The sequence below is a fragment of the Pseudomonas sp. TE4620 genome (genome assembly GCF_056279045.1).
Genome location: NZ_JBWBQO010000001.1, coordinates 3,305,967 through 3,332,173, shown reverse-complemented (window position 1 = coordinate 3,332,173; position 26,207 = coordinate 3,305,967). Strand labels below are relative to the sequence as shown.

The following is a 26,207-nucleotide window of genomic DNA, read 5'->3' as shown; positions in this document are numbered from 1 at the left end:
GTTCCCATGGCCACGCCTCCCTTCGATCCGGCACAGCATCAAGCCAGTACTGTCTGCCTGCCGCCCGGCAACTGGGCGACGGTGGTCGATTGCCTGAGCGAGCACTTCAAGGCCATCGGTCGCGAGCAGTGGCTCGATCGTATCGCCCGCGGCCGGGTGCTCGATGCCCAGGGTGCGCCGATCAATGCCGCGCTTGCCTACCGTCCGGGCCTGCGCATTCACTACTTTCGTGAAGTGCCGAACGAAAAACCGATCCCGGTCGAAGAGGCCATCCTGCACATCGATGAGCACCTGGTGGTTGCCGACAAGCCGCATTTCCTGCCAGTCACCCCGACCGGCGAATATGTCGAGCAGACCTTGCTGCGCCGGCTGATCCGCCGCCTGGACAATCCCCACCTGGTGCCTTTGCACCGCATCGACCGGCACACCGCCGGGCTGGTGCTGTTCTCGGCCAACCCGCAGAGCCGTTCGGCCTATCAGTCGCTGTTTCCCAACCGGCAGATCGACAAGCGCTACCAGGCCATCGCCCGCGCCTTGCCCGAGCGTGATTTTCCACTGGTGCACAAAAGTCGCCTGGTCAATGGCGAGCCGTTCTTCCGCATGCAGGAAGTGGAAGGGGTGAGCAACAGCGAAACCCTCGCCCAGGTGCTGGAGAAGAATGGCGAGCTGTGGCGCTACGGACTGTCGCCGGTGACCGGCAAGACGCACCAGCTGCGCGTGCACATGACCGCCCTGGGCGCGAGTATCTGCAACGATCCGTTCTATCCGGACATCGTTCAGGGGCCGGACGACTACAGCAAGCCGCTGAAACTGCTGGCGCACAGCCTGCGTTTCAATGACCCGTTGAGCGGTGCAGAGCGATACTTTGAAAGCCGGCTGACGCTCGACTGGTAAGGCGGGAAGCCGCGCACCGCCAATGGCGATGCGCGGCCGGGCTTAGCGGTTGAAGCGTTCCACCAGCGAGTACTGGCTGGTGGCGGTGCGGGTCAGTTCTTCGCTGAGCAGCGCCGAGTGCTGGGCCTGTTCCGAGGTCTGGTCGGCCAGCTGGGCGATGGTGCTGATGTTGCGGCTGATCTCGTCGGCCACCGCAGTCTGCTCTTCAGTGGCAGCAGCAATTTGCGTGGCCATGTCGGTGATGTTGGCTACCGCTTCGCTGATGCCGACCAATGCCTGGTCGGCTTCCATCACCCGTGCAACGCCTTCTTCAGCCTGGCGATGACCGCTTTCCATGGTCTGCACGGCGCTGTTGGCAGTCTGTTGCAGTTTGGCGATCAGGCCGTGGATCTGCCCGGTGGATTCGGCGGTGCGTTGCGCCAGCTGGCGCACTTCGTCGGCCACTACGGCAAAGCCGCGGCCCATCTCACCGGCCCGGGCCGCTTCGATGGCGGCGTTCAGGGCCAGCAGGTTGGTCTGGTCGGCAATGCCCTTGATCACATCGACCACGCCACCGATTTCGTCGCTGTCGCGAGCCAGCTGAGTCACGGTCAGGCCGGTCTCGCCGACGGCAGCCGACAGGCGCTGGATGGCTTCGCGGGTTTCCCCGGCGATGTCACGGCCGCGCCCGGTCAGGCGATTGGCTTCCTGAGTGGCATCGGCCGTGCGCTGGACGTGGTTGGCCACTTCCTGGGTGGTGGCGGCCATCTGGTTGACGGCGGCGGCAACCTGTTCGGTTTCCACGCGCTGGCGTTCCAGGCCCGAGGAGCTGTTGTGGGCCAGGGTGTCGGACTGGCGCGCCTGCTCGTTGAGGTGCTCGGCGGTATCCTGCAGGCGGGTCAGGCAGGTTTTCATCCGCGCATCCTGGCTGAGCATGGCCATTTCCAGGCGCGCCTGCACGCCGCGGCTGTCGGTGTACATCTGCGCGATCAGCGGGTCGGAAGTGGCTTGTTCGGCCAGGCGCAGCAGGCGCTTGAGGCCGCGTTGCTGCCAGCTCAGGCCAAGCAGGCCGAGCGGCACCGAAAGGCCGGCGGCCAGGGCAAAGCCCCAGGAATGGCCGAGCCAGTTGCCGATCAGGAAGCCGATCTGGCTGATGAGGATGAACGGCAGCCAGTCCTGCACCACCGGCAGCCACTTGTCGCGGCGCGGAATGGCCGGCTTGCCCTGGTTGATGCGCTGGTACAGCGCTTCGGCGCGGCGTACCTGTTCGGCGGTGGGCTTGACCCGCACCGATTCGAAGCCCACCACCTGGTTGCTCTCGAACACCGGCGTAACATAGGCGTTGACCCAGTAATGGTCACCCGACTTGCAGCGGTTCTTGACGATGCCCATCCATGGCAGGCCTTGCTTGAGCGTGGTCCACATATGCGCAAACACAGCAGGCGGCACATCCGGGTGGCGGACCAGGTTGTGCGGTGCGCGCATCAGCTCCTCGCGGGAGAAGCCGCTGATTTCGACGAAGGCGTCGTTGCAGTAAGTGATAACGCCCTTGGCATCAGTGGTCGAAATCAACCGTTGCTGAGCTGGGAAAGTCCGTTCGCGCTGGGTAATCGGCTGGTTGTTACGCATTAGCTGTTCAATCCGCAAGGCTTTCGAGAGGTATCGGCACGCCGGGGGTTTTGTTGAATGAATATTTGCAGGGCTTGATTTCGATCAATGAGTCCTGATCTGACCTGCGCTAAGTCACTCGTGCAAAGTTCAACAAATTAGCTGCATTCTTTCATGTTTTTGACACAAAAGTCAGCTAATGACCGCAAGTTCACAACGGCGCCAGCATCGGGTAACTGAAACCGGCGAAATGCGCCAGGTTCAGGCCGAAATGGCAGAGTACTGCGGCGAAAATGCCGCCATGACGGTATGCCAGGCCGTAGCCGACACCGGCAAGCCCAGCCAGCAGCACCCATTGCCAGCCGCCACCAAGATGGGCCAGGCCGAACAGGCTGGCGGCCAGCAGCAGGGCCAGGTTCTGGTTTTTCAGCAGGCGTTGCAGGCCGCCCTGGATGTAGCCGCGAAACAGCAGCTCTTCGGTCAGGCACACCAGCAGCAGGTTGTTCATGGCCCAGATCCACGCCTGTTCAGGCCACTTCGGCGCCCAGGCGATCATTGCCAGCAGCCAGGCGCCGCCCAGGCAGACCGCGATGACCAATGGCAAGGTCCAGGCCAGGCTCGCCAGTGGGCGCTTGTTCTTCAGGGCCAGCACCCAGGGGCACGCCAGCAGCAGCCAGAAGCCGATCAGCGGCTTGTCGAGGTTCAGGTACATGGAGAAGGGCAGGGCTTCGCTGCTAAAACGCACCTTGTCGATGACCTTGGCGCCGCTGAAACCGGGCAGCATGTGCAGGGCCAGGGCAAAGGCCAGGAGCACGAACAGGGCATGGCCGACCAGCTTTTGCCAGAGGCTCGCGCGGCGTACCAGCAAGCCTGCACACAGCAGGGCAATCAGGGTGGGCAGGGCCAGCAGGCCGAGGTTGCCCTTGAGCAGGGCGAAGAGGTAACCGAGGCCGAGCAGCGCCAGGCCGATCCATTGCGGGGCAAGCATGAGACATCCTTTGAAAAGCAAAACGTGAAACCTTCGACTGCGCTTTTACAATCGAGGACACGCCACTCGGCCATCCTTTGGCCGTTACTGCTTATCGTACGTGGTCTGCTCCATCAGGCAAAGGCCCGGTCACAGGGACCGGGCCGTTACTTCAGGCTGCGATCAATTGCCGCAGTACATAGTGAAGAATCCCGCCGGCCTTGAAGTACTCCACTTCATTGAGGGTATCGATGCGGCACAGCACTTCGATCTGCTCCTGGCGACCGTCCTCGCGGGTGATCTTCAGGTTCAGGGTCATGTGCGGCTGCACCTTTGCATGGCTCAGGCCAAGAATGTCGATACGCTCGCGGCCGTCCAGGGCCAGGCTCTTGCGGTTCTGCCCGGGCTTGAATTGCAACGGCAACACGCCCATGCCCACCAGGTTGGAGCGGTGGATGCGTTCGAAGCTCTCCGCCAGCACCGCCTTGACCCCCAGCAGGTTGGTGCCCTTGGCGGCCCAGTCGCGGCTGGAGCCGGTGCCGTATTCCTGGCCGGCAATCACCACCAGTGGCGTGCGATCGGCCTGGTAGCGCATGGCCGCGTCGTAGATCGCCATCTTCTCGCCGGTGGGCACATAGAGAGTGTTGCCGCCTTCTTCACCGCCGAGCATCTCGTTGCGAATGCGGATATTGGCGAAGGTGCCGCGCATCATCACTTCATGGTTGCCCCGGCGTGAGCCGTAGGAGTTGAAGTCGCGCGGCTCGACGCCTTTTTCCCGCAGGTAACGTCCGGCCGGGCTGTCTGCCTTGATGTTGCCGGCCGGGGAAATGTGGTCGGTGGTCACCGAATCGCCCAGCAGGGCCAGGACCCTGGCGCCGTGAATATCCTCGATGACCGGCAGCGGCCCGGTAATGTCGTCAAAGAACGGCGGATGCTGGATGTAGGTGGAATCGTCCTGCCAGACATAGGTGGCCGCCTGCGGTACTTCGATGGCTTGCCATTGGGCGTCGCCGGCAAACACCTCGGCGTACTCCTTGTGGAACATCGCGGTATCGACGCTGGCCACGGCGTCGGCAATTTCTTTCTGGCTGGGCCAGATGTCGCGCAGGTACACCGGCTGGCCATCCTTGCCGACGCCCAGCGGTTCGCGGCTGATATCCACGCGCACGCTGCCGGCCAGGGCATAGGCGACCACCAGCGGTGGCGAGGCCAGCCAGTTGGTTTTCACCAGCGGGTGCACGCGGCCCTCGAAGTTGCGGTTGCCCGAGAGCACCGAGGCGACGGTGAGGTCGGCGCTGGTGATGGCTTTTTCGATGGCGTCGTCCAGCGGGCCGGAGTTGCCGATGCAGGTGGTGCAGCCATAGCCCACCAGGTCGAAGCCCAAGGCGTCGAGGTATTGGGTCAGGCCGGCGGCCTTGTAGTAGTCGGTAACCACCTTGGAGCCGGGGGCCAGCGAGCTCTTGACCCAGGGCTTGCGCTGCAGGCCTTTTTCCACTGCCTTTTTCGCCACCAGCCCGGCTGCCATCATCACGCTGGGGTTGGAGGTGTTGGTGCAGGAGGTGATCGCCGCGATCACCACCGCGCCGTTTCTGAGCAGGTGTTGCTGGCCCTGGTATTCATAGCTGACTTCACCGGCCTGGTCGGCATTGCCCACCGCCACGCCGCCACCGCCTTCGCTTTCAAGGCGACCTTCTTCCTTGCTCGAGGGCTTGAGTTGCAGGCCGATGAAGTCATCGAAGGCCTGGCTGACATTGCCCAGGGCGACACGGTCTTGCGGGCGCTTGGGCCCGGCCAGGCTCGCTTCGACTTCGTTCATGTCCAGGGCCAGGGCGTCGCTGAACACCGGCTCCTGGCCGGGCAGGCGCCACAGGCCCTGGGCTTTGCAGTAAGCCTCGACCAGTTTCACCGTGGCTTCAGGACGGCCCGACAGGCGCAGGTAATCGAGGGTGATCTGGTCGACCGGGAAGAAGCCGCAGGTGGCGCCATACTCCGGTGCCATATTGGCGATGGTGGCGCGGTCAGCCAGGGGCAGGTCGGCCAGGCCGTCGCCGTAGAACTCGACGAATTTGCCGACCACGCCCTTTTTACGCAGCATCTGCGTGACGGTCAGCACCAGGTCGGTGGCGGTGATGCCTTCGCGCAGCTTGCCGGTCAGCTTGAAACCGATCACTTCCGGGATCAGCATCGACACCGGCTGGCCGAGCATTGCAGCCTCCGCCTCGATACCGCCGACGCCCCAGCCGAGCACGCCCAGGCCGTTGATCATGGTGGTGTGCGAGTCGGTGCCGACCAGGGTGTCGGGGAAGGCGTAGGTGCGCCCGTCTTCTTCACGGGTCCAGACGGTGCGCCCCAGGTACTCGAGGTTGACCTGGTGGCAGATACCGGTGCCCGGCGGCACCACGCTGAAGTTGTCGAAAGCATTCTGGCCCCAGCGCAGGAAGGCGTAGCGTTCGCCGTTGCGCTGCATTTCGATGTCGACGTTCTGGGCAAAGGCCTGCTGGCTGGCGTAGCGGTCGACCATCACCGAGTGATCGATGACCAGGTCCACCGGCGACAACGGGTTGATCCGCTGCGGGTCGCCGCCGGCCTTGGCCATGGCCGCGCGCATGGCGGCGAGGTCGACCACCGCCGGTACGCCGGTAAAGTCCTGCATCAGCACCCGCGCCGGGCGGTACTGGATTTCGCGGTCGGAACGCCGCTCCTTGAGCCAGTTGGCCAGCGCCGAAAGGTCGCCGCTGGTGACGGTCTTGCCGTCTTCCCAGCGCAGCAGGTTTTCCAGCAGCACTTTCAGCGACATCGGCAGGCGCTGCAGGTCGCCGAGGCTGTGGGCGGCGTCGGGCAGGCTGTAATAGTGGTAGAGACGATCATCGACCGTCAGGGTCTTAAGGGTTTTCAGGCTATCGAGCGAGGGCATTACCAACTCCTTCTGCGCCGGTGATCGGCAATCTTCCCTGCTGTCGCCGGTTCACCGCCTCTGTGACAGTCCGCACGGCACGGACCTGGCTGAACGGTCAGGGTAGCCCTGTTTGGCGGACCTGACCATGTACTGGACCGGCCGGAAGTGTCGCAGGTTCCGATCTTCCTTTATCATTCGCCGATTTACCGGCGCTGCGTATTGCGCCCGGTCAGGGTTGGCGGTAATGGCCGTCAGCCGTCCTGGAGTGAAGATGAATACCCTGTTTATGCATTGCCGGCCCGGTTTCGAGAGCGAAGTCTGTGCCGAAATCGCCGAGCACGCCGCGCGCCTGAATGTCGCCGGCTATGCCAAGGCCAAGCCGCAGAGCGCCTGCGCCGAGTTCATCTGCAACGACGCCGAAGGTGCCGAGCAACTGATGCGCGAGCTGCGTTTTGCCCAACTGATCTTCCCCCGGCAATGGGCCCGCGGCGCGTTCATCGAGCTGCCGGAAACCGACCGCATCAGCGTTCTGCTCGAGGCCCTGGCCGATTACCCGCAGTGTGGCAGCCTGTGGCTGGAGGTGATGGACACCAACGATGGCAAAGAACTGTCGACCTTCTGTCGCAAGTTCGAAGTGCCGTTGCGCAAGGCCCTGAGCAAGGCCGGGCGCCTGGTTGAGGATGCGCACAAACCACGATTGCTGCTGACCTTCGTCAGCGGCCGGCGGGTGTTTGTCGGCCTGGCGGCGGCGGATAACTCGGCGATGTGGCCGATGGGTATTCCGCGCCTGAAGTTCCCCCGCGAAGCGCCGAGCCGTTCGACCCTCAAGCTGGAAGAGGCCTGGCACCACTTCATCCCTCGCGATCAGTGGGATGCGCGCCTGTCCGACGACATGACCGGGGTTGACCTGGGCGCTGCGCCGGGCGGCTGGACTTATCAACTGGTCAAGCGCGGCATGCTGGTGACCGCCATCGACAACGGGCCGATGGCTGAGAGCCTGATGGACACTGGCCTGGTCCAGCACCTGATGGCCGACGGCTTTACCTACAAGCCCAGGCAGACCGTGGACTGGATGGTCTGTGACATCGTCGAGAAGCCGGCGCGCAGTGCCGCCTTGCTGGAAACCTGGCTCGGCGAGGGCTTGTGCCGCGAGGCGGTGGTCAACCTCAAGCTGCCGATGAAGCAGCGTTACGCCGAAGTGCGGCGCCTGCTCGAGCGCATCGAAGAGGGCTTCAAGGCGCGCAAGGTCAAGGTCTCGATTGGCTGCAAGCAGCTGTATCACGACCGCGAAGAAGTGACCTGCCACCTGCGGCGCCTGGATCTGAAACCGCGCTGAGGCTGTGGGAGCGGCTTGAGCGACAATAGCTGATTGTTTCCGGAGTTCTACATGACTGACTTCACCCCAGATGCCATCCTCGACGCCACCGGCCTGAACTGCCCGGAGCCGGTGATGATGCTGCACCAGTACATTCGCGACCTGGCCCCCGGCGGCCTGCTCAAGGTGATCGCCACCGATCCCTCGACCCGTCGCGATATCCCCAAGTTCTGCGTGTTCCTCGACCATGAACTGGTCCGGCAGCAGGAAGAGGCGGGCACTTACCTGTACTGGATCCGCAAGAAGCTCGGTTAACGCTTTTCAGCGCGGCGAATGTGCTTGGCGCTGCTGCGCGCCAAGCGAATCGCCAGCATCAGCGCCGCGCAGGTGAGGCCGGCAATCAGGCCTTCCCACAGGCCGTTAGGGCCGCTTGCCGGGCCGAACAGGTCGGTCAGGCCGAGCACGTAACCCACCGGCAAGCCGATGCCCCAGTAGGCGAACAGGGTCAGGATCATGGTCACCCGGGTGTCCTGGTAACCGCGCAGGGCGCCGGCGGCAATCACCTGGATGGCGTCGGAGAACTGATACAGCGCGGCATACACGATCAGCATCGCGGCAATCTGGATCACCGCCGTGTCCGGGGTGTAGATCGAGGCGATGGGCTCGCGCATCAGCAGGATCAGGCTGGCCGAAAAGCAGGCAAACACCAGCGCCGCACCCAGGCCCACCAGGGCGGCGAAGCGCGCCTGGCGCGGTAGCCCGGCGCCGATCGCCTGGCCAACCCGCACGGTCACCGCCGTCCCCAGCGAATACGGAATCATGAACAGCAGCGAGCTAATGTTCAGGGCAATCTGGTGCCCGGCCACCACGGTCGGGCCGAGGCTGCCGATCAGCAGGGCAATCACTGCGAAGATGCTCGACTCGGCGAATACCGCGATGCCGATCGGCAGGCCGACGCCGACCAGGCGCTTGATCACCGGCCATTGCGGCTTGTCCAGGCGCACCAGCACGCGCTGGCGGGCATAGGCCGGGGCCCAGTGGGTCCAGGCGGCCATGCTCAAGGCCATGAACCACATGACGATGCCGCTGGCCCAGCCGCAACCGACGCCGCCCAGAGCCGGCATGCCGAAGTGGCCATAGATCAGCACGTAGTTGAGTGGAATGTTCAGCAGCAGCCCGGACAAGCCGATAACCATGCTCGGCCGGGTCCGGCCCAGGGCATCGCTGTAGCAGCGCAACACGTAATAAAGGGCGACACCGGGGAAGCCGAAGGCAATGCCCTGCAAATAGCCCATGCTCGGCGCCACCAGTTGCGGGTCGACTTTCATCACCTGCAAGATCGGTTCGGCGCTGAGCAGCAGGCCACTGGCGATCAGGCCGACGCACAGTGCCAGCCACAATGCCTGGCGCACCAGCGGGCCGATCTCGGCATGCTGGCCGGCGCCATAGCGCTGGGCAACCTTGGGCGTGGTCGCCAGCAGGATGCCGGTCATCAGCAGGTACACCGGAATCCAGATCGAGTTACCCAGCGCCACGGCTGCCAGGTCGCGGGGGCTGACCCGGCCGGCCATCACCGCATCGACAAAACCCATGGCGGTGGTCGCCAACTGGGCAATGATGATTGGCGTGGCCAGCATCAGCAGGCCGCGCAGCTCGCTGCGGATCCGCGTCGGGCGCGACAGGGCGGGGGTTTGGGTCTCGGCGGTCATCGGTGTCACAAGGCAGGCGTCCACAGGAAAGATGGGCAAAGCCGGCTAGTCTACGCCTTGACGCGGCAGTCAGGAACCTCGCCTGCCTGTGGATCGCCCCACCCGTATCGGCCTACACTGCGCACCCCGATAGGAGAGCGCCATGCTGATTGTTGCTGACGAGAATATCCCGCTGCTCGATGCCTTCTTTGCCGGTTTTGGCGAAATCCGCCGCTACCCCGGGCGAGCGATCGATGCCGCCTGCGTCAAGGATGCCGATGTGCTGCTGGTGCGTTCAGTGACCAAGGTCGATCGCACTTTGCTCGAAGGCAGCCAGGTGAAGTTTGTCGGCACCTGCACCATCGGCACCGATCACCTGGCCCTGGATTATTTCGCCGAGGCTGGTATTCACTGGTCCAGCGCGCCAGGCTGCAACGCCCGCGGGGTGGTCGACTATGTGCTCGGCAGCCTGCTGACCCTGGCCGAGCTCGACGGCGCCAGCTTGCCTGCGCGCACCTATGGGGTGGTCGGCGCCGGGGAAGTTGGTGGGCGTCTGGTCGAGGTGCTGCGCGACCTTGGCTGGCAAGTGCTGGTGTGCGACCCGCCGCGCCAGGCGCGCGAGGGTGGCGATTATGTGAGCCTGGAGCAGATCATCGAGCAGTGCGACGTCATTAGCCTGCACACCCCGCTGACCCGTAGCGGCGAGCTGCCGACCTGGCACCTGCTGGGCCAGGCGCAACTGGCCCGCCTGCGCCCCGGCGCCTGGCTGATCAATGCCAGCCGCGGCCCGGTGGTCGACAACCAGGCCCTGCGCCAATTGCTGCGCGAGCGCGACGATATCCAGGCGGTGCTCGACGTCTGGGAGGGCGAGCCCCAGGTCGACCTGGCCCTGGCCGACCTCTGCGTGATCGCCACCCCGCATATTGCCGGCTACAGCCTGGACGGCAAGCAGCGCGGCACCGCGCAGATCTATCAGGCGTTTTGCGCCTGGCGTGGCGAACCTGCTGAGGTGCAACTGAGCGACCTGCTGCCACAGCCGTGGCTGGCCGAAATCGCCTTGCAGGCCGAGACCGATCCGGCCTGGGCCCTCGCGACCCTGTGCCGTGCGGTGTATGACCCTCGCCGTGACGATGCCGATTTTCGCCGCAGCTTGAGCCGCGACCCGGCGCAGCAGAAGGCCGCCTTCGACAACTTGCGCAAGCACTACCCACCGCGCCGTGAAATCGAAGGCCTGGCCGTGCGCCTGCACGGTGAAGCGCCGCAACTGGCACAGCTGGTCCGCGCCTTGGGCGGCGTGCTGGTGTAAATAGCGGGCAATAAAAACCCGGCGCGTGCGCCGGGTTGAAGAATTCGGGTGGGTCAGTCTTTCTTGGCGAGTTCTACCCGGCTTTTTTCCAGCTTCTCGCAGGCCTGCTGGATCATCTCCTCGGTGATGGTGATCTCATTGCCATCCTTGTCGATGATCGTGCCGCCTACCGATGCCTGCGGGTTAGGCGCGGGTTTTTCCTGGGTGTTGCCTTGATGTTGCAAGCTCATTTCCTGTCTCCTCATCAGGTTGCAAGCTCAGACTAGAATCGCCTCGTGACCGGCCTGTGACAGCTCCTTCGGTTATCACTGTGCGACGTGTCCAGTCCATCAGAAAGCCGAGTAAACCTCCAGTAGTACTTTAGACCGAAACGGTCTAGCCGGCTGTGGCCTGGGTCTTATATGCCCAGGTTCTGGTTCCGACGCCCAATCATTGCCCGCAGTTCCTTGGCGCTTGATCAACGGTCCGGTGTAGGCTGCTGTAAATAGCGGACAAACGGCGTACTCCATGCTCAACCAGTTTTCTTCACGCCAGCGCCAGGCCCTGCGCCTGGGCTGGCGTTTTATCCGTCCTTACCGCACGCAGGCGCTGCTGGCCTTGCTGGCACTCATCGTTACCGCAGCGATTACCCTGTCCATGGGTCAGGGTATTCGCCTGCTGGTGGACCAGGGCTTCATGACCCAGTCGCCGCACCTGCTCAACCAGTCCATCGGCCTGTTCCTGCTGTTGGTGATGGCCCTGGCGATCGGTACCTTCAGCCGCTTCTATCTGGTGTCGTGGATTGGCGAACGCTGTGTGGCCGATATCCGCCAGCAGGTGTTCGATCATCTGATCTACCTGCACCCGGGTTTTTTCGAAAGTAACCGCAGTTCGGAGATCCAGTCGCGGCTGACCGCCGACACAACCTTGTTGCAATCGGTGATCGGCTCGTCGCTGTCGCTGTTCCTGCGCAACGCGCTGATGGTGCTGGGCGGCATCGTCCTGCTGTTTGTCACCAACCCCAAGCTCACCAGCATCGTGGTGCTGGCCTTGCCGCTGGTGCTGGCACCGATCCTGATTTTCGGCCGCCGGGTGCGCAACCTGTCGCGGCAGAGCCAGGACCGGGTCGCCGACGTCGGCAGCTATGTGGCCGAGACCCTCGGCCAGATCAAGACCGTGCAGGCCTACAACCACCAGTCCAGCGACCAGCAGCGCTTCGGCGCCACGGTCGAGGCGGCCTTTGAGGTGGCGCGCAAACGCATCCTCCAGCGCGCCTGGCTGATCACCCTGGTGATCGTGCTGGTGCTCGGGGCGGTCGGGGTAATGCTCTGGGTCGGTGGCATGGACGTGATCGCCGGGCGTATTTCCGGCGGTGAGCTGGCCGCCTTCGTGTTCTACAGCCTGATCGTCGGCAGCGCCTTCGGCACCCTCAGCGAAGTGATTGGCGAGCTGCAGCGCGCTGCCGGTGCCGGCGAGCGGATTGCCGAGCTGCTGGCAGCGCGCAGCGAGATAGTCGCGCCTGCTGACCTGCAGCGCTCGGCGCCGCGGGTCAGTGGCCGGGTCGAGTTGCAGGACATCCGTTTTGCTTATCCATCACGGCCAACACCGCCGGCCATCGATGACCTGAAGCTTACCGTCGAGCCCGGCGAAACCCTGGCCCTGGTCGGGCCGTCGGGGGCGGGCAAGTCGACCCTGTTCGACCTGTTACTGCGTTTTTACGACCCGCAGCAAGGGCGCATCCTGCTTGATGGTCAGGACATCAGGTGCCTCGATCCGCAGGACCTGCGCCGCCACTTCGCCCTGGTAGCGCAGAACCCGGCGCTGTTCTTTGGCACGGTGGAGGACAACATCCGCTACGGGCGCGCCGATGCCACGGCCGAACAGGTCGAGGCTGCTGCCCGCAGCGCCCATGCCCATGAGTTCATCTTGCAGTTGCCCAAGGGCTATCAGACTCACTTGGGTGACGCCGGCCTTGGCCTCTCGGGCGGTCAACGCCAGCGCCTGGCGATTGCCCGGGCCTTGCTGGTGGATGCACCGATTCTGTTGCTGGACGAAGCCACCAGCGCCCTCGACGCGCAGAGCGAGCATTTGATCCAGCAGGCGCTGCCGACCCTGATGAGCGGGCGCACCACCCTGGTGATCGCCCATCGCCTGGCCACGGTGCAGCATGCCGACCGCATTGCGGTGATTGATCAGGGCCGGCTGGTGGCCATCGGCACGCATCGCCAGTTGATTGCCCAGAGCCCCTTGTATGCGCGGCTGGCGGCGTTGCAGTTCAATAACGTGACGGAAATGTGACAGCGTCCTACAGACTGTCACATTTCTGTAGCAATCCCTTGAGACTATCTGTTCCAGCTGTTGCGTAATGCTCGAACCTGGCTGCTATCGATCGATGGCAGCTTTTTTTTGGCCTGCCGTCAGTGGCCAGCGAACGAGGACAGGGACGTCTTTGCCTGGTTGGCGCCGAGTGGCGCCGCTCCCTTATTCCTTGTTCCGGGACTTCTTTCGATGTTGCGTAAATCCCTCCGAGTGCAAATTCTCGCCCTGCTCGGCGGCAGCCTGGCGGCGATCCTGCTGATCGCTCTGGTGTGCTTTCAGTTGTTGTCCTCCAGCGTGCGCGGCTACGGCCAGCTGATCGACGGGCCATTGCAGGCGTCGCAGTTGATCGATGAAGCCAACCTGCAGTTCAAGGTCCAGGTCCAGGAGTGGAAGAACGTGCTGCTGCGCGGCAAGCAGCCCGCCGAGCTAGACAAGTACTGGCAGCAGTTCCTGGCCCGTGAGCAGCAGGTGCAGGGCATCCTTGACCAGTTGATCGCCCGCAGTGAGCAGCCGCTCAAGGGCCGTGCCGAGCAACTCAAGGCCAGCCACCGACAGTTGGGTCAGGCTTACGCACAGGGGCGTCAGGCGTTTCTGGCGGCGGGCGCTGATCCTGTTGTAGGCGATCAGGCAGTCAAAGGTGTTGACCGCGCTGCCAGCGAGCAAATGAGTGAGTTGGTCAGCCAGTTGCGCAGCGATGCCCAGGCGCGTGCTCAGACCATCAACCAGTCGGCAGAGCGTACGGTCTGGCTGGGGCTGCTGGTGATGTTCGGCTCGGCGTTGGTGGTCGGGCTGTTCAGTCTGTGGCTGGTCAACCGCAGCCTGATCGAGCCGATTCGTGGCTTGATCGATTATGTCGCGCAGTTGAGCCAGGGGCGCTTCGCCGCGCGGGTCGCCAGCGATCGCCAGGATGAGCTGGGGCGGCTGGCGGTGGCGGCCAATACTCTGCGCGACTTTCTTGCCGACACCTTCAGCCGCCTGCAGCGCAATGCCGGTGAGCTGGAAAGCGCCAGCGGCGAGCTGCGCGGCATTGCCGGCAACATGGCCCGCGGCACCGATGACCAGTTCCAGCGTACCGACCAGGTCGCTACGGCCATGCATGAAATGTCGGCGACCGCCCAGGAAGTCGCCCGCCATGCCGCCGACGCCGCGCGCGCCGCCGATGAAGCCGACCACAGCGCCCAGGCCGGCGAGCAGGTGATGCAGGCAACCATTGCCACCATTGCCGGGGTCAACCAGGAAATTGCCGACACCGCCAAGGTGATTCGCCATCTGGAAGCCGACAGCGACCGCATCGGCAAGGTGCTGGAAGTGATCCGCGCGATTGCCGAGCAGACCAACCTGCTGGCGCTCAACGCCGCCATCGAGGCGGCACGGGCCGGTGAGGCCGGACGCGGCTTTGCCGTGGTCGCCGATGAGGTACGCAGCCTGGCCCAGCGTACGGCCGCGTCGATTGCCGAGATCAACCAGATCATCAGCGCCGTGCAGTCCGGCGCCGTGGCGGCGGTAAAAGCCATCGAGAGCGGCCAGCAGCGCAGCGAGGAGGGCGCCGAGCAGGTGCAGCAGGCCGGGCAGATGCTGCAGCGCATCACCGTTGCCGTCGAGGCTATCCGCGACATGAACCGGCAGATCGCCACGGCGGCGGAGGAACAGACCAGTGTTGCCGAGGACATCTCGCGCAACCTGGTGGAAATTACCCGGATTGCCACCACCAACCAGCAGGCGGTGCAGCAGACCGAGCAGGCCGGGCAGCACTTGCACGGCTTGTCCGGGCAGTTGGGGGAAGTCACTGCGCGCTTGAGTGCTTGAGCAAAAGCGGGGGAAATCCGCCACATCCAGCGGTAAAGGCCCGGCAATGTGGCGGATTGTCGCCAGCTAAACCGTTAAAGTCGGGGGTGCGACGACACGTCCTAGCTATTAGCCGTTGGTCTTGTAAAAGTTGGCCCGCTTCCTGCTTTAAGGCGACCCACCCTGACAGCGGCGGCCATGCCCCGCGTCTGGCGTGACGACCGTTCCCGATCCATCGAACAACCCCAGCCGCCATCCAGTGCGCGGGTGTCCGGGCCGATTGCCCGAGCACCAGCTACGCTAAGCCTTGGACTGCGCGAGCAACAACAAGAATCCGGGCGTGCACTACGGGACCTGCGGTCATTGCCAATTACTTCACTTCAATTGGATTGAACTATGAAAAAAATCCTGCTGACGCTCCTGTGCCTGAGTGTCATCGGTTGCTCCAAGCCCAGTGAGCCCGAGAAAACCGTAGACGTGCTGCTGATCGGCGGCGGCATCATGAGTGCAAGCCTGGGTACCTACCTCAATGAGCTGGAGCCCGGTTGGTCGATCGACATCTACGAGCGCCTGGACAAGGTCGCCGAAGAAAGCTCCAACGCCTGGAACAACGCCGGTACCGGTCACTCCGCGTTCTGCGAGCTGAACTACACCAGCGAAGGTGCCGACGGCAAGATCGACATCAGCAAGGCCGTTGGCGTCAACGAGCAGTTCGAGATCTCCAAGCAGTTCTGGGCCTACCAGGTCGAGCAGAAAGTGCTGAGCAACCCGACCTCGTTCATCAATAACGTGCCGCACATGAGCTTCGTCTGGGGCGACAAGAACGTCGAGTTCCTCAAGAAACGTCATGAAGCCCTGCAGCACAGCTCGCTGTTCCGTGGCATGGAGTACTCCGAAGACCACGAGCAGATCAAAAAGTGGGTACCGATCGTGATGGAAGGCCGCGCTGCCGACCAGAAGATCGCCGCCACCCGCATGCCGATCGGCACCGACGTCAACTTCGGCGAGATCACCCGCCAGCTGTTCGCCTCGCTGACCAAGCACGACAACGTCAAGCTGCACGTCCAGCACGAAGTCCGTGACATCGTCCGTAACGCCGACAACACCTGGACCGTGGTCGTCGCTGACCTGGCCAACAAGGGCGTCGAGAGCAGCATCAAGGCCAAGTTCGTCTTCATCGGTGCCGGTGGTGGCGCGCTGAAGCTGCTGCAGAAATCGGGCATCCCTGAAGCTGACGGCTATGCCGGCTTCCCGGTCGGTGGCCAGTTCCTGATGACCGACAACCAGGACATCGTTGCCCGCCACAAGGCCAAGCTGTACGGCAAGGCTTCGGTTGGTGCGCCGCCAATGTCGGTTCCGCACCTGGACACCCGCGTGATCGACGGCAAGGAAGTGCTGCTGTTCGGCCCGTTCGCCACCTTCTCGACCAAGTTCCTGAAGAACGGCTCGCTGCTGGACATGTTCGCTGCGCTGACCACCCACAACATCATGCCGATGACCCACGCCGGTATCGACAACATCGACCTGAGCACCTACCTGATGGGTCAGTTGATGCTGAGCTTCGATGACCGCATGGCGGCCCTGCGCGAGTACTTCCCGAACGCCAAGAACGAAGACTGGAAACTGCTGCAGGCCGGTCAACGCGTCCAGGTGATCAAGAAGGACCCTGAGCACGGCGGCATCCTGCAGTTCGGTACCGAAGTCGTTGCTGCCCAGGACGGCACCATTGCCGCGCTGCTGGGCGCCTCGCCAGGTGCTTCGACCGCTGCGCCGATCATGCTGAGCGTGCTGGAAAAGACCTTCAAGGATCGCATCAAGACCCCTGAGTGGCAGGCCAAGCTGAAGGAAATCGTGCCGACCTACGGCCAGAAGCTCAACAACAACCTTGAGCTGACCAACAAGACCCGTGAGTGGAGCAGTTCGCGTCTGAACCTGCTGTACGTTCCGGTGCTGCCGGAAGAAGCAGCTGCGGTACAGGCTGAGCCTGCGCTGTAAGCTTTCGCTTTGCCAGAAACAAACAAGCCCCTGTTCAGGGGCTTGTTTGTTTCTGGCCTGGCAAAAATATCGCCGGCTACTCGGTTGCGGATCAGTGGCGTTTCTTGCGATGACTGTCCGCCAGGTTGTTACCCAACGCACCACCAGCCGCGCCGCCCAGGCCTGCGCCAATTGCCGAGCCGGTGCTGCCACCGAGCTTGCCGCCGACCAGCGAGCCACCGGCCGAACCCAGGCCGCCACCAATGGCCGCCTTGGTCTTGTTGCCTTTTTTCGCGCCCATGGCACTGCCTGCCGCGCCGCCGACGCCGGCACCAATGGCCGCACCGGTGCTGCCGCCAAGCTTCTGCCCGACCACGTTACCCAGAACACCACCCAGGCCACCGCCTACAGCGGTCTGGCCATCACCGGCCATGGCGCCTTGTGCGCACAAAAGGCCCAGGGTCAGGGCGGCAAGAGTCTTACGCATGTGAATCAACCTTAATGTTCAAAAAGGCGCGCATTCTGCTGGCAGCGTCGCCGCCGCGCAATGCTGGCCACTGCTGCTCGTCTGCCAGGCACGAAAAAGCCCGCGCGAGGGCGGGCTTTTTGCTGAGTAAAGTGGTCGGAGAGACAGGATTCGAACCTGCGGCCTTCTCGTCCCGAACGAGACGCGCTACCTGGCTGCGCTACACTCCGATGGAGAAAATATTACTCAAAATCTTCTCCTCGACAAGCCCCAAAGGCGGCCTGTCGATCAGCTCACAGGTCCTTGACGGTACGGACCTGGTCCTTGTTGATGCGGGTGCGTTTGCCGTCCAGTTGTTCGAATTCGTAGAAGCCCGAGTCTTCGTCGTATTGCGGAGTATCGACCGCCTGGATTTCGCGGCCGTCGTTCAGGGTAATGACGGTCGGCGAAGCGCAGCCAGCCAGAGTGCCAAGACCCAGGGCGAGCAGGAAAGCGGGAAGAGTCCGTTGAATCATTGTGTTTCTCCAGTAAAGGATGGTGCGTAATGTTTCTTGAGACGCATGGCGCCTGCGCAAGTTCCATGCAGATTTCAGCATAGCGGCAATCTAGCATTATTGACCGGCAACAATGCCTGGGCCGCTGGCGGGCGCGAGGCAGGCAGGGCTGTGATATAACACCGCTCATTCGTTCCTATCAATGGATTCAAGGTCCCATGAAAGCCAAGGCAGATGTACCTTTCGTGCCGCTGAACATTGCCGTCCTGACGGTCAGCGATACCCGCACCCTGGAAACCGACACCTCCGGCCAGGTGTTCGTCGACCGCCTGAGCGAGGCCGGCCACGCTCTGGCGGCGCGGGTGCTGCTCAAGGACGATCTGTACAAGATTCGCGCCCAGGTCGCCACCTGGATCGCCGATGAGCAGGTGCAGGTGGTGCTGATCACCGGCGGTACCGGCTTTACCGGGCGCGATAGCACCCCGGAAGCCGTGGCCTGCCTGCTGGACAAGCAGGTCGATGGCTTTGGCGAGCTGTTCCGGCATATCTCCCTGGCCGATATCGGTACCTCCACCGTGCAGTCCCGGGCCCTGGCCGGGCTGGCCAATGGCACCCTGGTGTGCTGCCTGCCGGGCTCGACCAACGCCGTGCGCACCGGCTGGGACGGCATCCTTGCCGAGCAGCTCGACGCCCGTCATCGCCCGTGCAACTTCGTCGCCCACCTCAAGCAGGCCGCGCCCTGCGAAAGCCGTGGTTGAGGCGCCCATGCACACTCAACTGATGCCGGTCGAAGACGCCCTGGCAAAACTGCTGGCGCTGGCCGAAGCCGCGCCTATCACCGCTACCGAGCAGGTCGCCCTGGCCGACGCCGAGGGCCGCGTGCTGGCACATGAGCTGGTCTCGAGCCTCGACCTGCCGCCCTGGCCCAACAGCGCCATGGACGGCTACGCGCTGCGCCTGGCCGACTGGACGGGCGAGCCCTTGACGGTCAGCCAGCGGGTATTTGCCGGGCATTCACCCGAGCCGTTGCAGCCGGGTACCTGTGCGCGGATCTTTACCGGGGCGCCGGTGCCGGTGGGGGCGGATTGCGTTGAGATGCAGGAAAACGCCGACGTCCTGGACGATCAGCGCGTGCGCTTTACCGAGGCGCTGCGCGTCGGTCAGAACATTCGCCCGCAAGGGCAGGAAACCCGCGCTGGCGAGGCGGTTTTGGCCGCGGGTACGCGCCTGGGGCCGATCGAGCTGGGCCTGGCGGCTTCCTTGGGGTGCGCCGAGCTGAGCGTCGTGCGGCGGGTCAAGGTCGCTGTGCTGTCGACCGGCGACGAACTGGTCGAGCCCGGCTTGCCCCTGGGGCCCGGGCAGATCTACAACAGCAACCGGCGGCTGCTCGGCAGCTGGCTGCAACGCCTGGGCTGTGAAGTGATCGACGCTGGCATTCTGGCCGATGACCTGGAGAAAACCCGCAACTGCCTGGCTGCCCTGCAGGGCGTCGACCTGATTCTTTCCACTGGCGGTGTTTCGGTGGGCGAGGCCGATTACCTGGGCATCGCCCTGCGTGAAGAGGGCGAACTGTCGCTGTGGAAGCTGGCAATCAAGCCGGGCAAGCCGCTGACCTTCGGTCATTACAAGGGCGTGCCGGTCATTGGCTTGCCGGGTAACCCGGCTTCGACCCTGGTGACCTTCGGCCTGCTGACCCGCCCCTACCTGTTGCGCCGCCAGGGTGTTACCGAGGTCACGCCGCTGCAGTTCGCGGTGCCGGCCGGGTTTGACTGGCCCAAGGCTGGCACTCGCCGCGAATACCTGCGCGGGCGACTGGAGCAGGGCAGTGCATTGATCTACAAGAACCAGAGCTCGGGCGTGCTGCGCAGCGCCGCCTGGGCCGAGGGCCTGGTCGAAGTCCGTGAGGGCCAGACCCCGGGCAAGGGCGATATCGTGCAGTTCATTCCCTTGAGCGAGCTACTTGGTTGAACGGCTGAGCAGGGTGTCGCCCATCAGGGTGGCACCGCTCGGCGCACGCAGGCTGGGGCGCGCATGTACGCTTTCCAGCTGGGCAGCGGCGATGCTCCAGTCGTGGCGGCTGCAGACAAACTCCCGCGCCGCTTGCGACAGCTGGCGCAGGCGCCAGGGCTGATTGAGCAGTTGGTTAATCATCAACGCCAGCTGGTCGCCGTCGTCACTGGCCAGGTAGTGCTCGCCATGGGTCACCTGCAGGCCTGACACGCCTTTGGCTGTGGTTACCACCGGCAGCCCGGCGGCCATGGCTTCCAGTATCTTGATCTTCGAGCCGCCGCCATAACGTAGCGGCGCAAAGAAGATCGCCGAGTTGCGTTGCAGCTCGCGCAGGTCAGGCAGGTAGCCAATCCATTCGATTCGCGGGTCGCTCCAGCGCAGTTTCCAGCTGGGCGGCAAGGCGTGGCCAACCACGGCCAGGCGTACTGCGGGGTTGCTCAACCAGACTTGCGGCAGAATGTCTTCCAGCGCCCATTCGATGGCTTCAAGGTTGGCGCCGTATTCGAAATTGCCGACGAACAGCAGGCGCTGGCTGCACAGCGACGGCTGGATATCCTGGTAATGCGCGCAATCCACGCCATTGATCACCACCGACACCGCAGCGCCGGTCGCCTGGCTGATGTGTTCGGCGTCGGTTGGGCTGACCGCTACCACTTCATGGGCCTGGCTGAGCACGCGGTTTTCCCAGCGCCGGTAACGCCAGCGATCAAAGGCATTGAACGGTCGCAGCCACAGTGGCAAGCGGTCGTGGCAAGCGGCGCCATTGACCGATTCGATGTTGTGCTCGCTGAGCACGAACGGCAGCCCGCGAGCCTGCAGGGCCTTTTCGAACGGCTGGAAGCTGTAGCTGTGCTCGATCTGGATGACATCCCAGGGCTCTTCCAGCAATTGCTCGAAGCAGTGGCGCAGGTGCGGCGCCAGGCCATTGATGCTGGCGCGCATCGGATAGCTGGGGTAGATCGCCGCCAGCAGGTTCAGGGGGCTGTGGAAGGGGCGCCTGGGTAGCACGATCAGGCGTTCGAGCAAAGGTTCCAAGGCCTGTCGGGCCGCGTCGCTGGGCGGGATTTTCGATTGCACCAGCAGGGTGATGCGGTGACCCCGCTGCGCCAGGCTGCGCAGCAGGTGGTATTGCCGTGTTTTACCGCCGCTGGTGGTGGGCCAGGGCAGGTAGGGTAGTGTCCAGAGTACGCGCATGACCCCTTTCCTCTGTGTTCAGGCGGGTAACGGCATGCAGATAAAAATGGACGCGCCGGGGGAATCAGCTTGCGGCTGGCTCCGGGGCGCGTCCATAGATATCAGTAAAGCGCACGATGTCATCCTCGCCCAGGTATTCGCCACTTTGTACTTCAATCATTACCAGATCGATCACCCCGGGGTTGGTCAGGCGGTGTACCCGGCCGGGTTTGATGAAGGTCGATTCGTTGGTATCGAGCAGAAATTCCTCTTCACCATTGGTCACACAGGCCATGCCGCTGACCACGATCCAGTGCTCGCTTCGGTGATGATGCATCTGCAGCGACAGCGAAGCCTCGGGGCGGACCATGATGCGCTTGATCTTGAACCGCGGGCCTTCCTCGAGCACCGTGTAGGTGCCCCACGGGCGGTTGACCGTGCGGTGCAGGCGGAACGCGTCGTGGCCCTGGCGCTTGAGCTGCTGGGCAATCACCTTGACCTCCTGGCTGCGCGCGGCATCGGCAATCAGCAGGGCATCGGGGGTGTCGATGATAATCAGGTTGTCCAGGCCCACCGCGCCGACCAGGCGCCGTGGCGAGTCAATGTAGCAATTGTGCACATCGTGCAGCACGGTTTCGCCGGTGCAGCGATTGCCTTGATGATCACCGGCCTTGAGCTCGCGCACCGCCTCCCAGCTGCCGATATCGCTCCAGCCCAGCTGGCTGGGCAGTACCGCGACCTGTTGCGAGGTCTCCATCACGGCATAGTCGATGGAAATGTCCGGCACCAGGGCGAAGCTGTCCGGGTCCAGTTCCACCTGGCACTCACGGGCGCCTTCCTTGCACGGGCTCAGGGCCAGGCAGTGATTGACCGCCGCCAGCAGTTGCGGGGCGTGCTGTTCCAGTTCATGCAGGATGGCGTCGACACGCATGCAGAACATCCCGGCATTCCACAGGTGCTGGCCGCCATCGAGGTACTGCTGGGCGGTGTCGGCGTCGGGCTTTTCGACAAAGCGGGCAACCCTGAAGCCGTGGGCATCCAGGGCCTGGCCTTTTTCGATGTAGCCAAAACCGGTTTCAGCACGGGTCGGCAGCAGGCCGAAGGTGGTCAGCCAGCCCTGGGCAGCCAGCAAGCGGGCCTGGCTGACGGCCTGGTCGAAGGCGCTGAGGTCGTTGATCAGGTGATCGGCTGGCAGCACCAGCAATTGCGCATCCTCACCGTACAGCCGGGCGCAGTGCAGGGCGGCAGCGGCAATGGCGGCGGCGGTATTGCGGCCAAAGGGTTCGAGGATGTAGTCCAGGGCCAGGTTGGCCTTGTTCAGCTGGCGGAATTCGTCCTGGGTGCGGAAGAACACCTCGCGGTTGGTCACCGTCAGGATCCGTTCGACATCGGCCAGGCAACTGGCGCGGGCGAAGGTCTTCTGCAGCAGGCTCTGGCCGTCGGGCAGGCGCATGAACGGCTTGGGCATGGTTTCGCGCGATACCGGCCACAGGCGGGTGCCGGCGCCGCCAGCGATGATGCAAGGGATCAGAACACTCATCTCACAGCCTCGAGTCAGGGGCACTGCCTGGGCAGTGCAGCAAAAGTAAACAGAGCAACCTGGCAGGCTTTTGCGCAATGAGTCAATAAAATGACTTTTACCACTGGCATCGTCCATGAAGGCCAAATATTTGTCGAATGATGCCCCTCGGCGACGAAGCTTTCAATGATATTTGTGTGAATGGCATGCGAAACTCTGCTGAAACGTTACCTGCAATGCAGTAAAGGGACGCCGGAAACGGTCGAGATACTCGACGCTCAATTCATCGGGGAACGCACACATGGCGCAGCAAAAGGCATTGATGATCCTGCATGGCAAGCAGGCCATGAACGAAGAGGTGCGTGCTGCGGTGACCGGCATGCGAGAGCGCGGCTGGCAGTTGGACGTGCGCCTGACCTGGGAGGGGGGCGACGCCCAGCGCCTGGTCGAAGAAGCGCTGGCCGCCGGCTACCCGCACTTGGTGGCTGCGGGTGGCGATGGCACCCTGCGCGATGTCGCCGAGGCCATGGTGCGTGCCGACGCTGACGCCAGCCTGGTGTTGCTGGCGCTGGGCACCGCCAACGATTTTGCCAAGGCTGCCGGCGTGCCGCTGGAGCCGGCGCAGGCGCTGATGCTGCTGGAAGTACCGGCCCGGGCCATTGACCTGGGCGAGGTGGGTGGGCAGGTATTCCTGAACATGGCCACCGGTGGTTTCGGCAGCCAGGTTACCGCCAACACCTCCGAAGACCTGAAAAAGGTATTGGGTGCGGCGGCCTACCTGTTCACCGGCCTGTCGCGTTTTAGTGAGCTGCGCGCAGCCTCGGTGGCGCTGCACGGCCCGGATTTCCAGTGGCAGGGCGAGTTGCTGGCGCTGGGCATCGGCAACGGGCGGCAGGCCGGCGGCGGGCATGCGCTGTGCCCCCAGGCGCAGGTTGATGATGGTTTGCTCGACATCAGCATCCTGCCGGCACCCCAGGAAGTGGTCGGCACCTTGCGCGGCCTGCTCAGCGATGGCCTGGGGCTGGACAGCATGTTTGTCCGTGCGCGCTTGCCATGGGTCGAGATCAGAAGCTCGCAAGGCCTGGACATCAACCTCGATGGTGAGCCCCTGCAGGGCGACAACCTGCGTTTTGAAGTGCTGCCCGCGGCCTTGCGCGTGCACCTGCCGGTCGACTCGCCGCTGCTCAGTCGTCGAGGCTGATGATTTGCTCGCGCACGGCAAACAGCACCAGGCCAGCAACGTCGTAGATCTGCAGGCGTTTCATGATTTGCGAGCGGTGGGTTTCCACGGTCTTGATGCTCAAGCCCAGGCCCTGGGCGATTTCCCGGGTCGACTTGCCGCGTACGATCAGGCGCAGGATTTCCAGTTGGCGGGCGGTGAGGTTGTGCTTTTCCGCTGTCTCCGGCTTGCCCGACTGGGCGCGCAGCAGGGCCTGGTTGATTACCGTGTGGGCAATCGCCGGGCTCAGGTAGCGCTCGTTGCCGCGCAGTGCTGCCAGGGCCTGCTCAAGCTCGGTGGCGGTGGTGTCTTTGAGCAGGTAGCCATGGGCGCCGCTTTCCAGGGCCTGCATGATCAGCTCCGGGTCGGTGTGCATGGAGAGGATCAGTACCTTGCTGCGACAGCCCAGGGCGCGCAGGCGGGTCAGGGCATCCAGGCCACTGGTGCAGCGCATGGAGATATCCAGCAGGACAATGTCCGGGTCCAGTTGCATGACCAGTTCCGGCACCTGGCTGCCGTCGTTGGCTTCGCCGATCACGGCATAGCCGGGAATGTCGGACACCAGCGCGCGCACACCTGCGCGAATCAGTGAATGGTCATCGACCAACAGCAATGTACAGGTCATGGGACGTTACTTGTCTTGGCGCGTTCGAGGGTGCGCGCAGGCCAGGGGAACAGGGCGTCGATCTGGGTGCCCAGGCCGGGCTGGCTGTTGACCGACAGTGTGCCATTGAGCAGGCCGACGCGCTCGAGCATTCCGGCCATGCCGCGCTGGCCTTCATCGGCTGGGCTGCTGGCCGGCGAAAAGCCCAGGCCGTCATCGCTGATCGACAACGCCAGGCCTTCGGGCTGGCGCTGAATGCGCACCACCAGGTTCTTTGCCTTGGCGTGACGCAGGATGTTGGTCACCGCCTCTTGGGTAATGCGAAAGGCGGCGATGGCCATATCTTCCGGGAGGCCGCCCAGGCGCTGGCGGCATTCCAGGCTCCAGTGCACCTCGGTGTTTTCCAGGGCGCGCAGCAGGTGCGCGCGCAGGCTGGCTTCCAGGCCCAGGCTGGACAGTTGTCTTGGGTTGAGGATGGCCGAAACATCGCGCACGCTGGCCAGGGTGTCGTCCAGGGTGCTGCGCAAGGTTTTGCAGTGCTCCTGCAGCTCGCTCGGAGCGCGGCGCGCGAGCCAGTCGGCCTGGAGTTTGGCGGCGGTCAGCAACTGGCCGATATCGTCGTGCAGTTCGCGGCTCAGGCGCTGGCGTTCGCTTTCCTGCACTTTGAGCAGGCGGTCGGCCAGTTCCGCCGGGCGCAGGGCAATCGAGCGCGCCCACTGACGCAGTTGCCAGGCAATGCTCGACAGGGCAACCAGTTGCAGGGCCAGGGCGATGCCTGGCAGTGGTTGCTCAAGCAGGTACAAGGCCAGGTTGACGGCAACCGAAGCCAGGCACAGCAGGGCGGTTGCCCAGCGCAACAGAGAGGCTCCGGGGTGCCAGCGCTTGAGTGTCTTGAGGCTTGAGAACATAGAAATTGAAGCCACTGAAATATCGCTGTTGAAAGCCTTGCAAAGGTCGAACTAGAGGCGTTTGTCGAATTGCCTTCAATAACGTTTAAATGCCGGCGCCGGGGTAACCGCGATGAAAGTCTGCACGCGGTGTCTGGGGAGATCCGGGTAAGGTGCATGTGTCCATCAGCGCGCATGGTATCACTTCAAATACAATTGGTCGCGAACTCTGATAACTGACTGAATAGCCAGATTTTACGGGCTGGTACGACGGTTCCGATTGTCTTCGAATCTAGCATTTTGCCATCAGTTTGCGGGGCTGGGATTTTGCCCGAAATCAATTAAACGAAATGTTTGTTGCAGATAATTAGAGAGACCTGGAAATACACTAAGTTGGGTCTTAGTGTGCACTCGTCACAGGCTTGGTTAATCTCGCCGGGGCAGTATTGTTATGTCCCTTAGTTGCCCCTGGTTGGCGAAGAAAGTGCAGTGGCGTTCGCGCTGGTGGGCGCAGCCATTGAAGGGGCGGGGTGTTCGCAAGTGTGCCGGGTTTCGATGCAAGAGTCGCAGGCCAGAGCCTCCTGCGGGCTCAGGGCGGTGGCCAGGGTGTCGAGCAACTGCACCTGTTCCTCGGTATCCAGGCTCAGGCGGCCGGTGTGCGGATCGATCAATTCCAGCTGCCAGGCCAGCAGGGTCAGGCAGCTTTCCAGGGCTTGCAGGGCTTCACCTTGCAATGCCGGTTGCGCCTGTGCGGGTTCCAGCAGTGCCTGCAGATGTTGGCTGTAGCTTGCGACCTCGACCAGGCCAAGGGCCTGTGCGCGTTCTACCAGGGTGGCCAGGGTATCGTTGAGGCAGTGACAGGCATCCGGATCGTTGTCGATCAGTTGCAGGTGCAGCAGGCATTCCTCTGCCTTGGTCAGCAGCACCTGGGCGTCGATCAGGAAATCCTGCAGGGCGCTGTTGTGCAGTGCGTCGTTAGCCATCATTTGGCTCCAGCGCGTAAGGCTGGAGCAGGGGCTGGCCACCATGAGGCGATCGCTGACAAAAGCCTGACTCCGTTCATGCAATGAGAATGGCGTCACATTAATGGCTAATGGATATTGCGAACATCAGGTCTCACCCGAT

At 63.4% G+C, this 26,207-nt stretch carries 22 protein-coding genes, 1 tRNA gene and 1 pseudogene; 11 read left to right on the top strand and 13 right to left on the bottom strand.

Features of this window, described 5'->3' with window-relative positions; genetic code table 11:
* Positions 1-6 precede the first annotated feature (6 nt).
* On the top strand, positions 7-894 hold the full coding sequence (locus ACZ9A3_RS15355; protein WP_093380723.1) for a pseudouridine synthase: 888 nt from the start codon (positions 7-9) through the stop codon (positions 892-894).
* A 42-nt stretch (positions 895-936) separates the two neighbouring features.
* Here ACZ9A3_RS15355 and ACZ9A3_RS15350 read toward each other — a convergent pair whose 3' ends face one another.
* From ACZ9A3_RS15350 to acnA, 3 genes are all read right to left on the bottom strand, one after another.
* Positions 937-2,502 carry a methyl-accepting chemotaxis protein gene (locus ACZ9A3_RS15350; protein ID WP_045194965.1) on the bottom strand — a complete coding sequence of 522 codons (1,566 nt, stop codon included), beginning with the start codon at positions 2,500-2,502 and terminating at the stop codon, positions 937-939.
* 190 nt (positions 2,503-2,692) lie between these two features.
* Entirely contained in the window at positions 2,693-3,469 is a 777-nt protein-coding gene (locus tag ACZ9A3_RS15345) for a CPBP family intramembrane glutamic endopeptidase (RefSeq protein ID WP_045194963.1), read from the bottom strand.
* Between the two features lie 151 nt (positions 3,470-3,620).
* A complete protein-coding gene (gene acnA / locus ACZ9A3_RS15340; RefSeq protein WP_476252882.1) occupies positions 3,621-6,362 on the bottom strand; it encodes an aconitate hydratase AcnA in 2,742 nt (913 codons plus the stop codon).
* A gap of 253 nt (positions 6,363-6,615) precedes the next feature.
* On the opposite strand from acnA, the gene rlmM reads away from it, so the two are divergent.
* Both rlmM and tusA read left to right on the top strand, forming a co-directional pair.
* Positions 6,616-7,680 carry a 23S rRNA (cytidine(2498)-2'-O)-methyltransferase RlmM gene (gene rlmM / locus ACZ9A3_RS15335; RefSeq protein ID WP_045194959.1) on the top strand — a complete coding sequence of 355 codons (1,065 nt, stop codon included), beginning with the start codon at positions 6,616-6,618 and terminating at the stop codon, positions 7,678-7,680.
* A 51-nt stretch (positions 7,681-7,731) separates the two neighbouring features.
* Entirely contained in the window at positions 7,732-7,974 is a 243-nt protein-coding gene (tusA, locus tag ACZ9A3_RS15330; protein WP_093380735.1) for a sulfurtransferase TusA, read from the top strand.
* Here the strand turns inward: tusA and ACZ9A3_RS15325 are convergent.
* On the bottom strand, positions 7,971-9,368 hold the full coding sequence (locus ACZ9A3_RS15325) for an MATE family efflux transporter (protein WP_476252881.1): 1,398 nt from the start codon (positions 9,366-9,368) through the stop codon (positions 7,971-7,973). The genes tusA and ACZ9A3_RS15325 overlap by 4 nt on opposite strands.
* Positions 9,369-9,510: 142 nt before the next feature.
* Between ACZ9A3_RS15325 and pdxB the strand changes: the two genes are divergently transcribed.
* Entirely contained in the window at positions 9,511-10,653 is a 1,143-nt protein-coding gene (gene pdxB, locus ACZ9A3_RS15320) for a 4-phosphoerythronate dehydrogenase PdxB (protein ID WP_476252880.1), read from the top strand.
* A 53-nt stretch (positions 10,654-10,706) separates the two neighbouring features.
* Here pdxB and ACZ9A3_RS15315 read toward each other — a convergent pair whose 3' ends face one another.
* The gene (locus ACZ9A3_RS15315; protein WP_176794234.1) at positions 10,707-10,883 is read right to left on the bottom strand and encodes a PA1571 family protein; all 177 of its coding nucleotides are present in this window, start codon (positions 10,881-10,883) and stop codon (positions 10,707-10,709) included.
* Between the two features lie 277 nt (positions 10,884-11,160).
* Between ACZ9A3_RS15315 and ACZ9A3_RS15310 the strand changes: the two genes are divergently transcribed.
* From ACZ9A3_RS15310 to mqo, 4 genes and pseudogenes are all read left to right on the top strand, one after another.
* A complete protein-coding gene (locus ACZ9A3_RS15310) occupies positions 11,161-12,930 on the top strand; it encodes an ABC transporter transmembrane domain-containing protein (RefSeq protein ID WP_476252879.1) in 1,770 nt (589 codons plus the stop codon).
* A 210-nt stretch (positions 12,931-13,140) separates the two neighbouring features.
* Positions 13,141-13,824: pseudogene (locus ACZ9A3_RS15305) on the top strand (methyl-accepting chemotaxis protein); the annotation flags it as partial.
* A 165-nt stretch (positions 13,825-13,989) separates the two neighbouring features.
* A complete protein-coding gene (locus ACZ9A3_RS15300) occupies positions 13,990-14,757 on the top strand; it encodes a methyl-accepting chemotaxis protein (RefSeq protein ID WP_408980599.1) in 768 nt (255 codons plus the stop codon).
* Between the two features lie 375 nt (positions 14,758-15,132).
* On the top strand, positions 15,133-16,731 hold the full coding sequence (gene mqo, locus ACZ9A3_RS15295) for a malate dehydrogenase (quinone) (RefSeq protein WP_045194946.1): 1,599 nt from the start codon (positions 15,133-15,135) through the stop codon (positions 16,729-16,731).
* Between the two features lie 91 nt (positions 16,732-16,822).
* Here the strand turns inward: mqo and ACZ9A3_RS15290 are convergent, their stop codons facing one another.
* The 3 genes from ACZ9A3_RS15290 to ACZ9A3_RS15280 all read right to left on the bottom strand — a co-directional run bounded on the left by ACZ9A3_RS15290 (position 16,823) and on the right by ACZ9A3_RS15280 (position 17,691).
* Positions 16,823-17,197, bottom strand: coding sequence for a bacteriocin (locus ACZ9A3_RS15290; RefSeq protein WP_038994310.1), 375 nt, complete (start codon positions 17,195-17,197; stop codon positions 16,823-16,825).
* Between the two features lie 132 nt (positions 17,198-17,329).
* Positions 17,330-17,406, bottom strand: a tRNA-Pro gene (locus ACZ9A3_RS15285).
* Between the two features lie 63 nt (positions 17,407-17,469).
* The gene (locus tag ACZ9A3_RS15280; RefSeq protein WP_010223359.1) at positions 17,470-17,691 is read right to left on the bottom strand and encodes a YgdI/YgdR family lipoprotein; all 222 of its coding nucleotides are present in this window, start codon (positions 17,689-17,691) and stop codon (positions 17,470-17,472) included.
* 197 nt (positions 17,692-17,888) lie between these two features.
* Between ACZ9A3_RS15280 and moaB the strand changes: the two genes are divergently transcribed.
* Positions 17,889-18,428, top strand: a complete 540-nt coding sequence (moaB, locus tag ACZ9A3_RS15275) for a molybdenum cofactor biosynthesis protein B (RefSeq protein WP_217975436.1) — start codon at positions 17,889-17,891, stop codon at positions 18,426-18,428.
* Between the two features lie 7 nt (positions 18,429-18,435).
* Positions 18,436-19,638 (top strand): molybdopterin molybdotransferase MoeA, encoded by a 1,203-nt coding sequence (locus ACZ9A3_RS15270; RefSeq protein WP_093380744.1) that lies wholly within the window; start codon positions 18,436-18,438, stop codon positions 19,636-19,638.
* Here ACZ9A3_RS15270 and ACZ9A3_RS15265 read toward each other — a convergent pair.
* Together ACZ9A3_RS15265 and ACZ9A3_RS15260 are read right to left on the bottom strand one after the other, a co-directional pair.
* Positions 19,627-20,874, bottom strand: a complete 1,248-nt coding sequence (locus tag ACZ9A3_RS15265) for a glycosyltransferase family 4 protein (protein ID WP_258607565.1) — start codon at positions 20,872-20,874, stop codon at positions 19,627-19,629. The genes ACZ9A3_RS15270 and ACZ9A3_RS15265 overlap by 12 nt on opposite strands.
* 64 nt (positions 20,875-20,938) lie before the next feature.
* Positions 20,939-22,393 carry a mannose-1-phosphate guanylyltransferase/mannose-6-phosphate isomerase gene (locus ACZ9A3_RS15260; protein ID WP_258594358.1) on the bottom strand — a complete coding sequence of 485 codons (1,455 nt, stop codon included), beginning with the start codon at positions 22,391-22,393 and terminating at the stop codon, positions 20,939-20,941.
* 280 nt (positions 22,394-22,673) lie between these two features.
* Here ACZ9A3_RS15260 and yegS point away from each other — a divergent pair, with 280 nt between their 5' ends.
* The gene (gene yegS, locus ACZ9A3_RS15255; RefSeq protein WP_258594356.1) at positions 22,674-23,573 is read left to right on the top strand and encodes a lipid kinase YegS; all 900 of its coding nucleotides are present in this window, start codon (positions 22,674-22,676) and stop codon (positions 23,571-23,573) included.
* On the opposite strand, the gene ACZ9A3_RS15250 is transcribed toward yegS, so the two are convergent.
* From ACZ9A3_RS15250 to ACZ9A3_RS15240, 3 genes are all read right to left on the bottom strand, one after another.
* Positions 23,557-24,216, bottom strand: coding sequence for a response regulator (locus ACZ9A3_RS15250; protein WP_045194934.1), 660 nt, complete (start codon positions 24,214-24,216; stop codon positions 23,557-23,559). The two genes, yegS and ACZ9A3_RS15250, sit on opposite strands and share 17 nt — an antisense overlap.
* A complete protein-coding gene (locus tag ACZ9A3_RS15245; RefSeq protein ID WP_371128641.1) occupies positions 24,213-25,052 on the bottom strand; it encodes a sensor histidine kinase in 840 nt (279 codons plus the stop codon). Before ACZ9A3_RS15245 ends, ACZ9A3_RS15250 begins: the two co-directional genes overlap by 4 nt.
* 488 nt (positions 25,053-25,540) lie before the next feature.
* The gene (locus ACZ9A3_RS15240) at positions 25,541-26,065 is read right to left on the bottom strand and encodes a histidine kinase (protein WP_082075399.1); all 525 of its coding nucleotides are present in this window, start codon (positions 26,063-26,065) and stop codon (positions 25,541-25,543) included.
* Between the last annotated feature and the right edge of the window lie 142 nt (positions 26,066-26,207).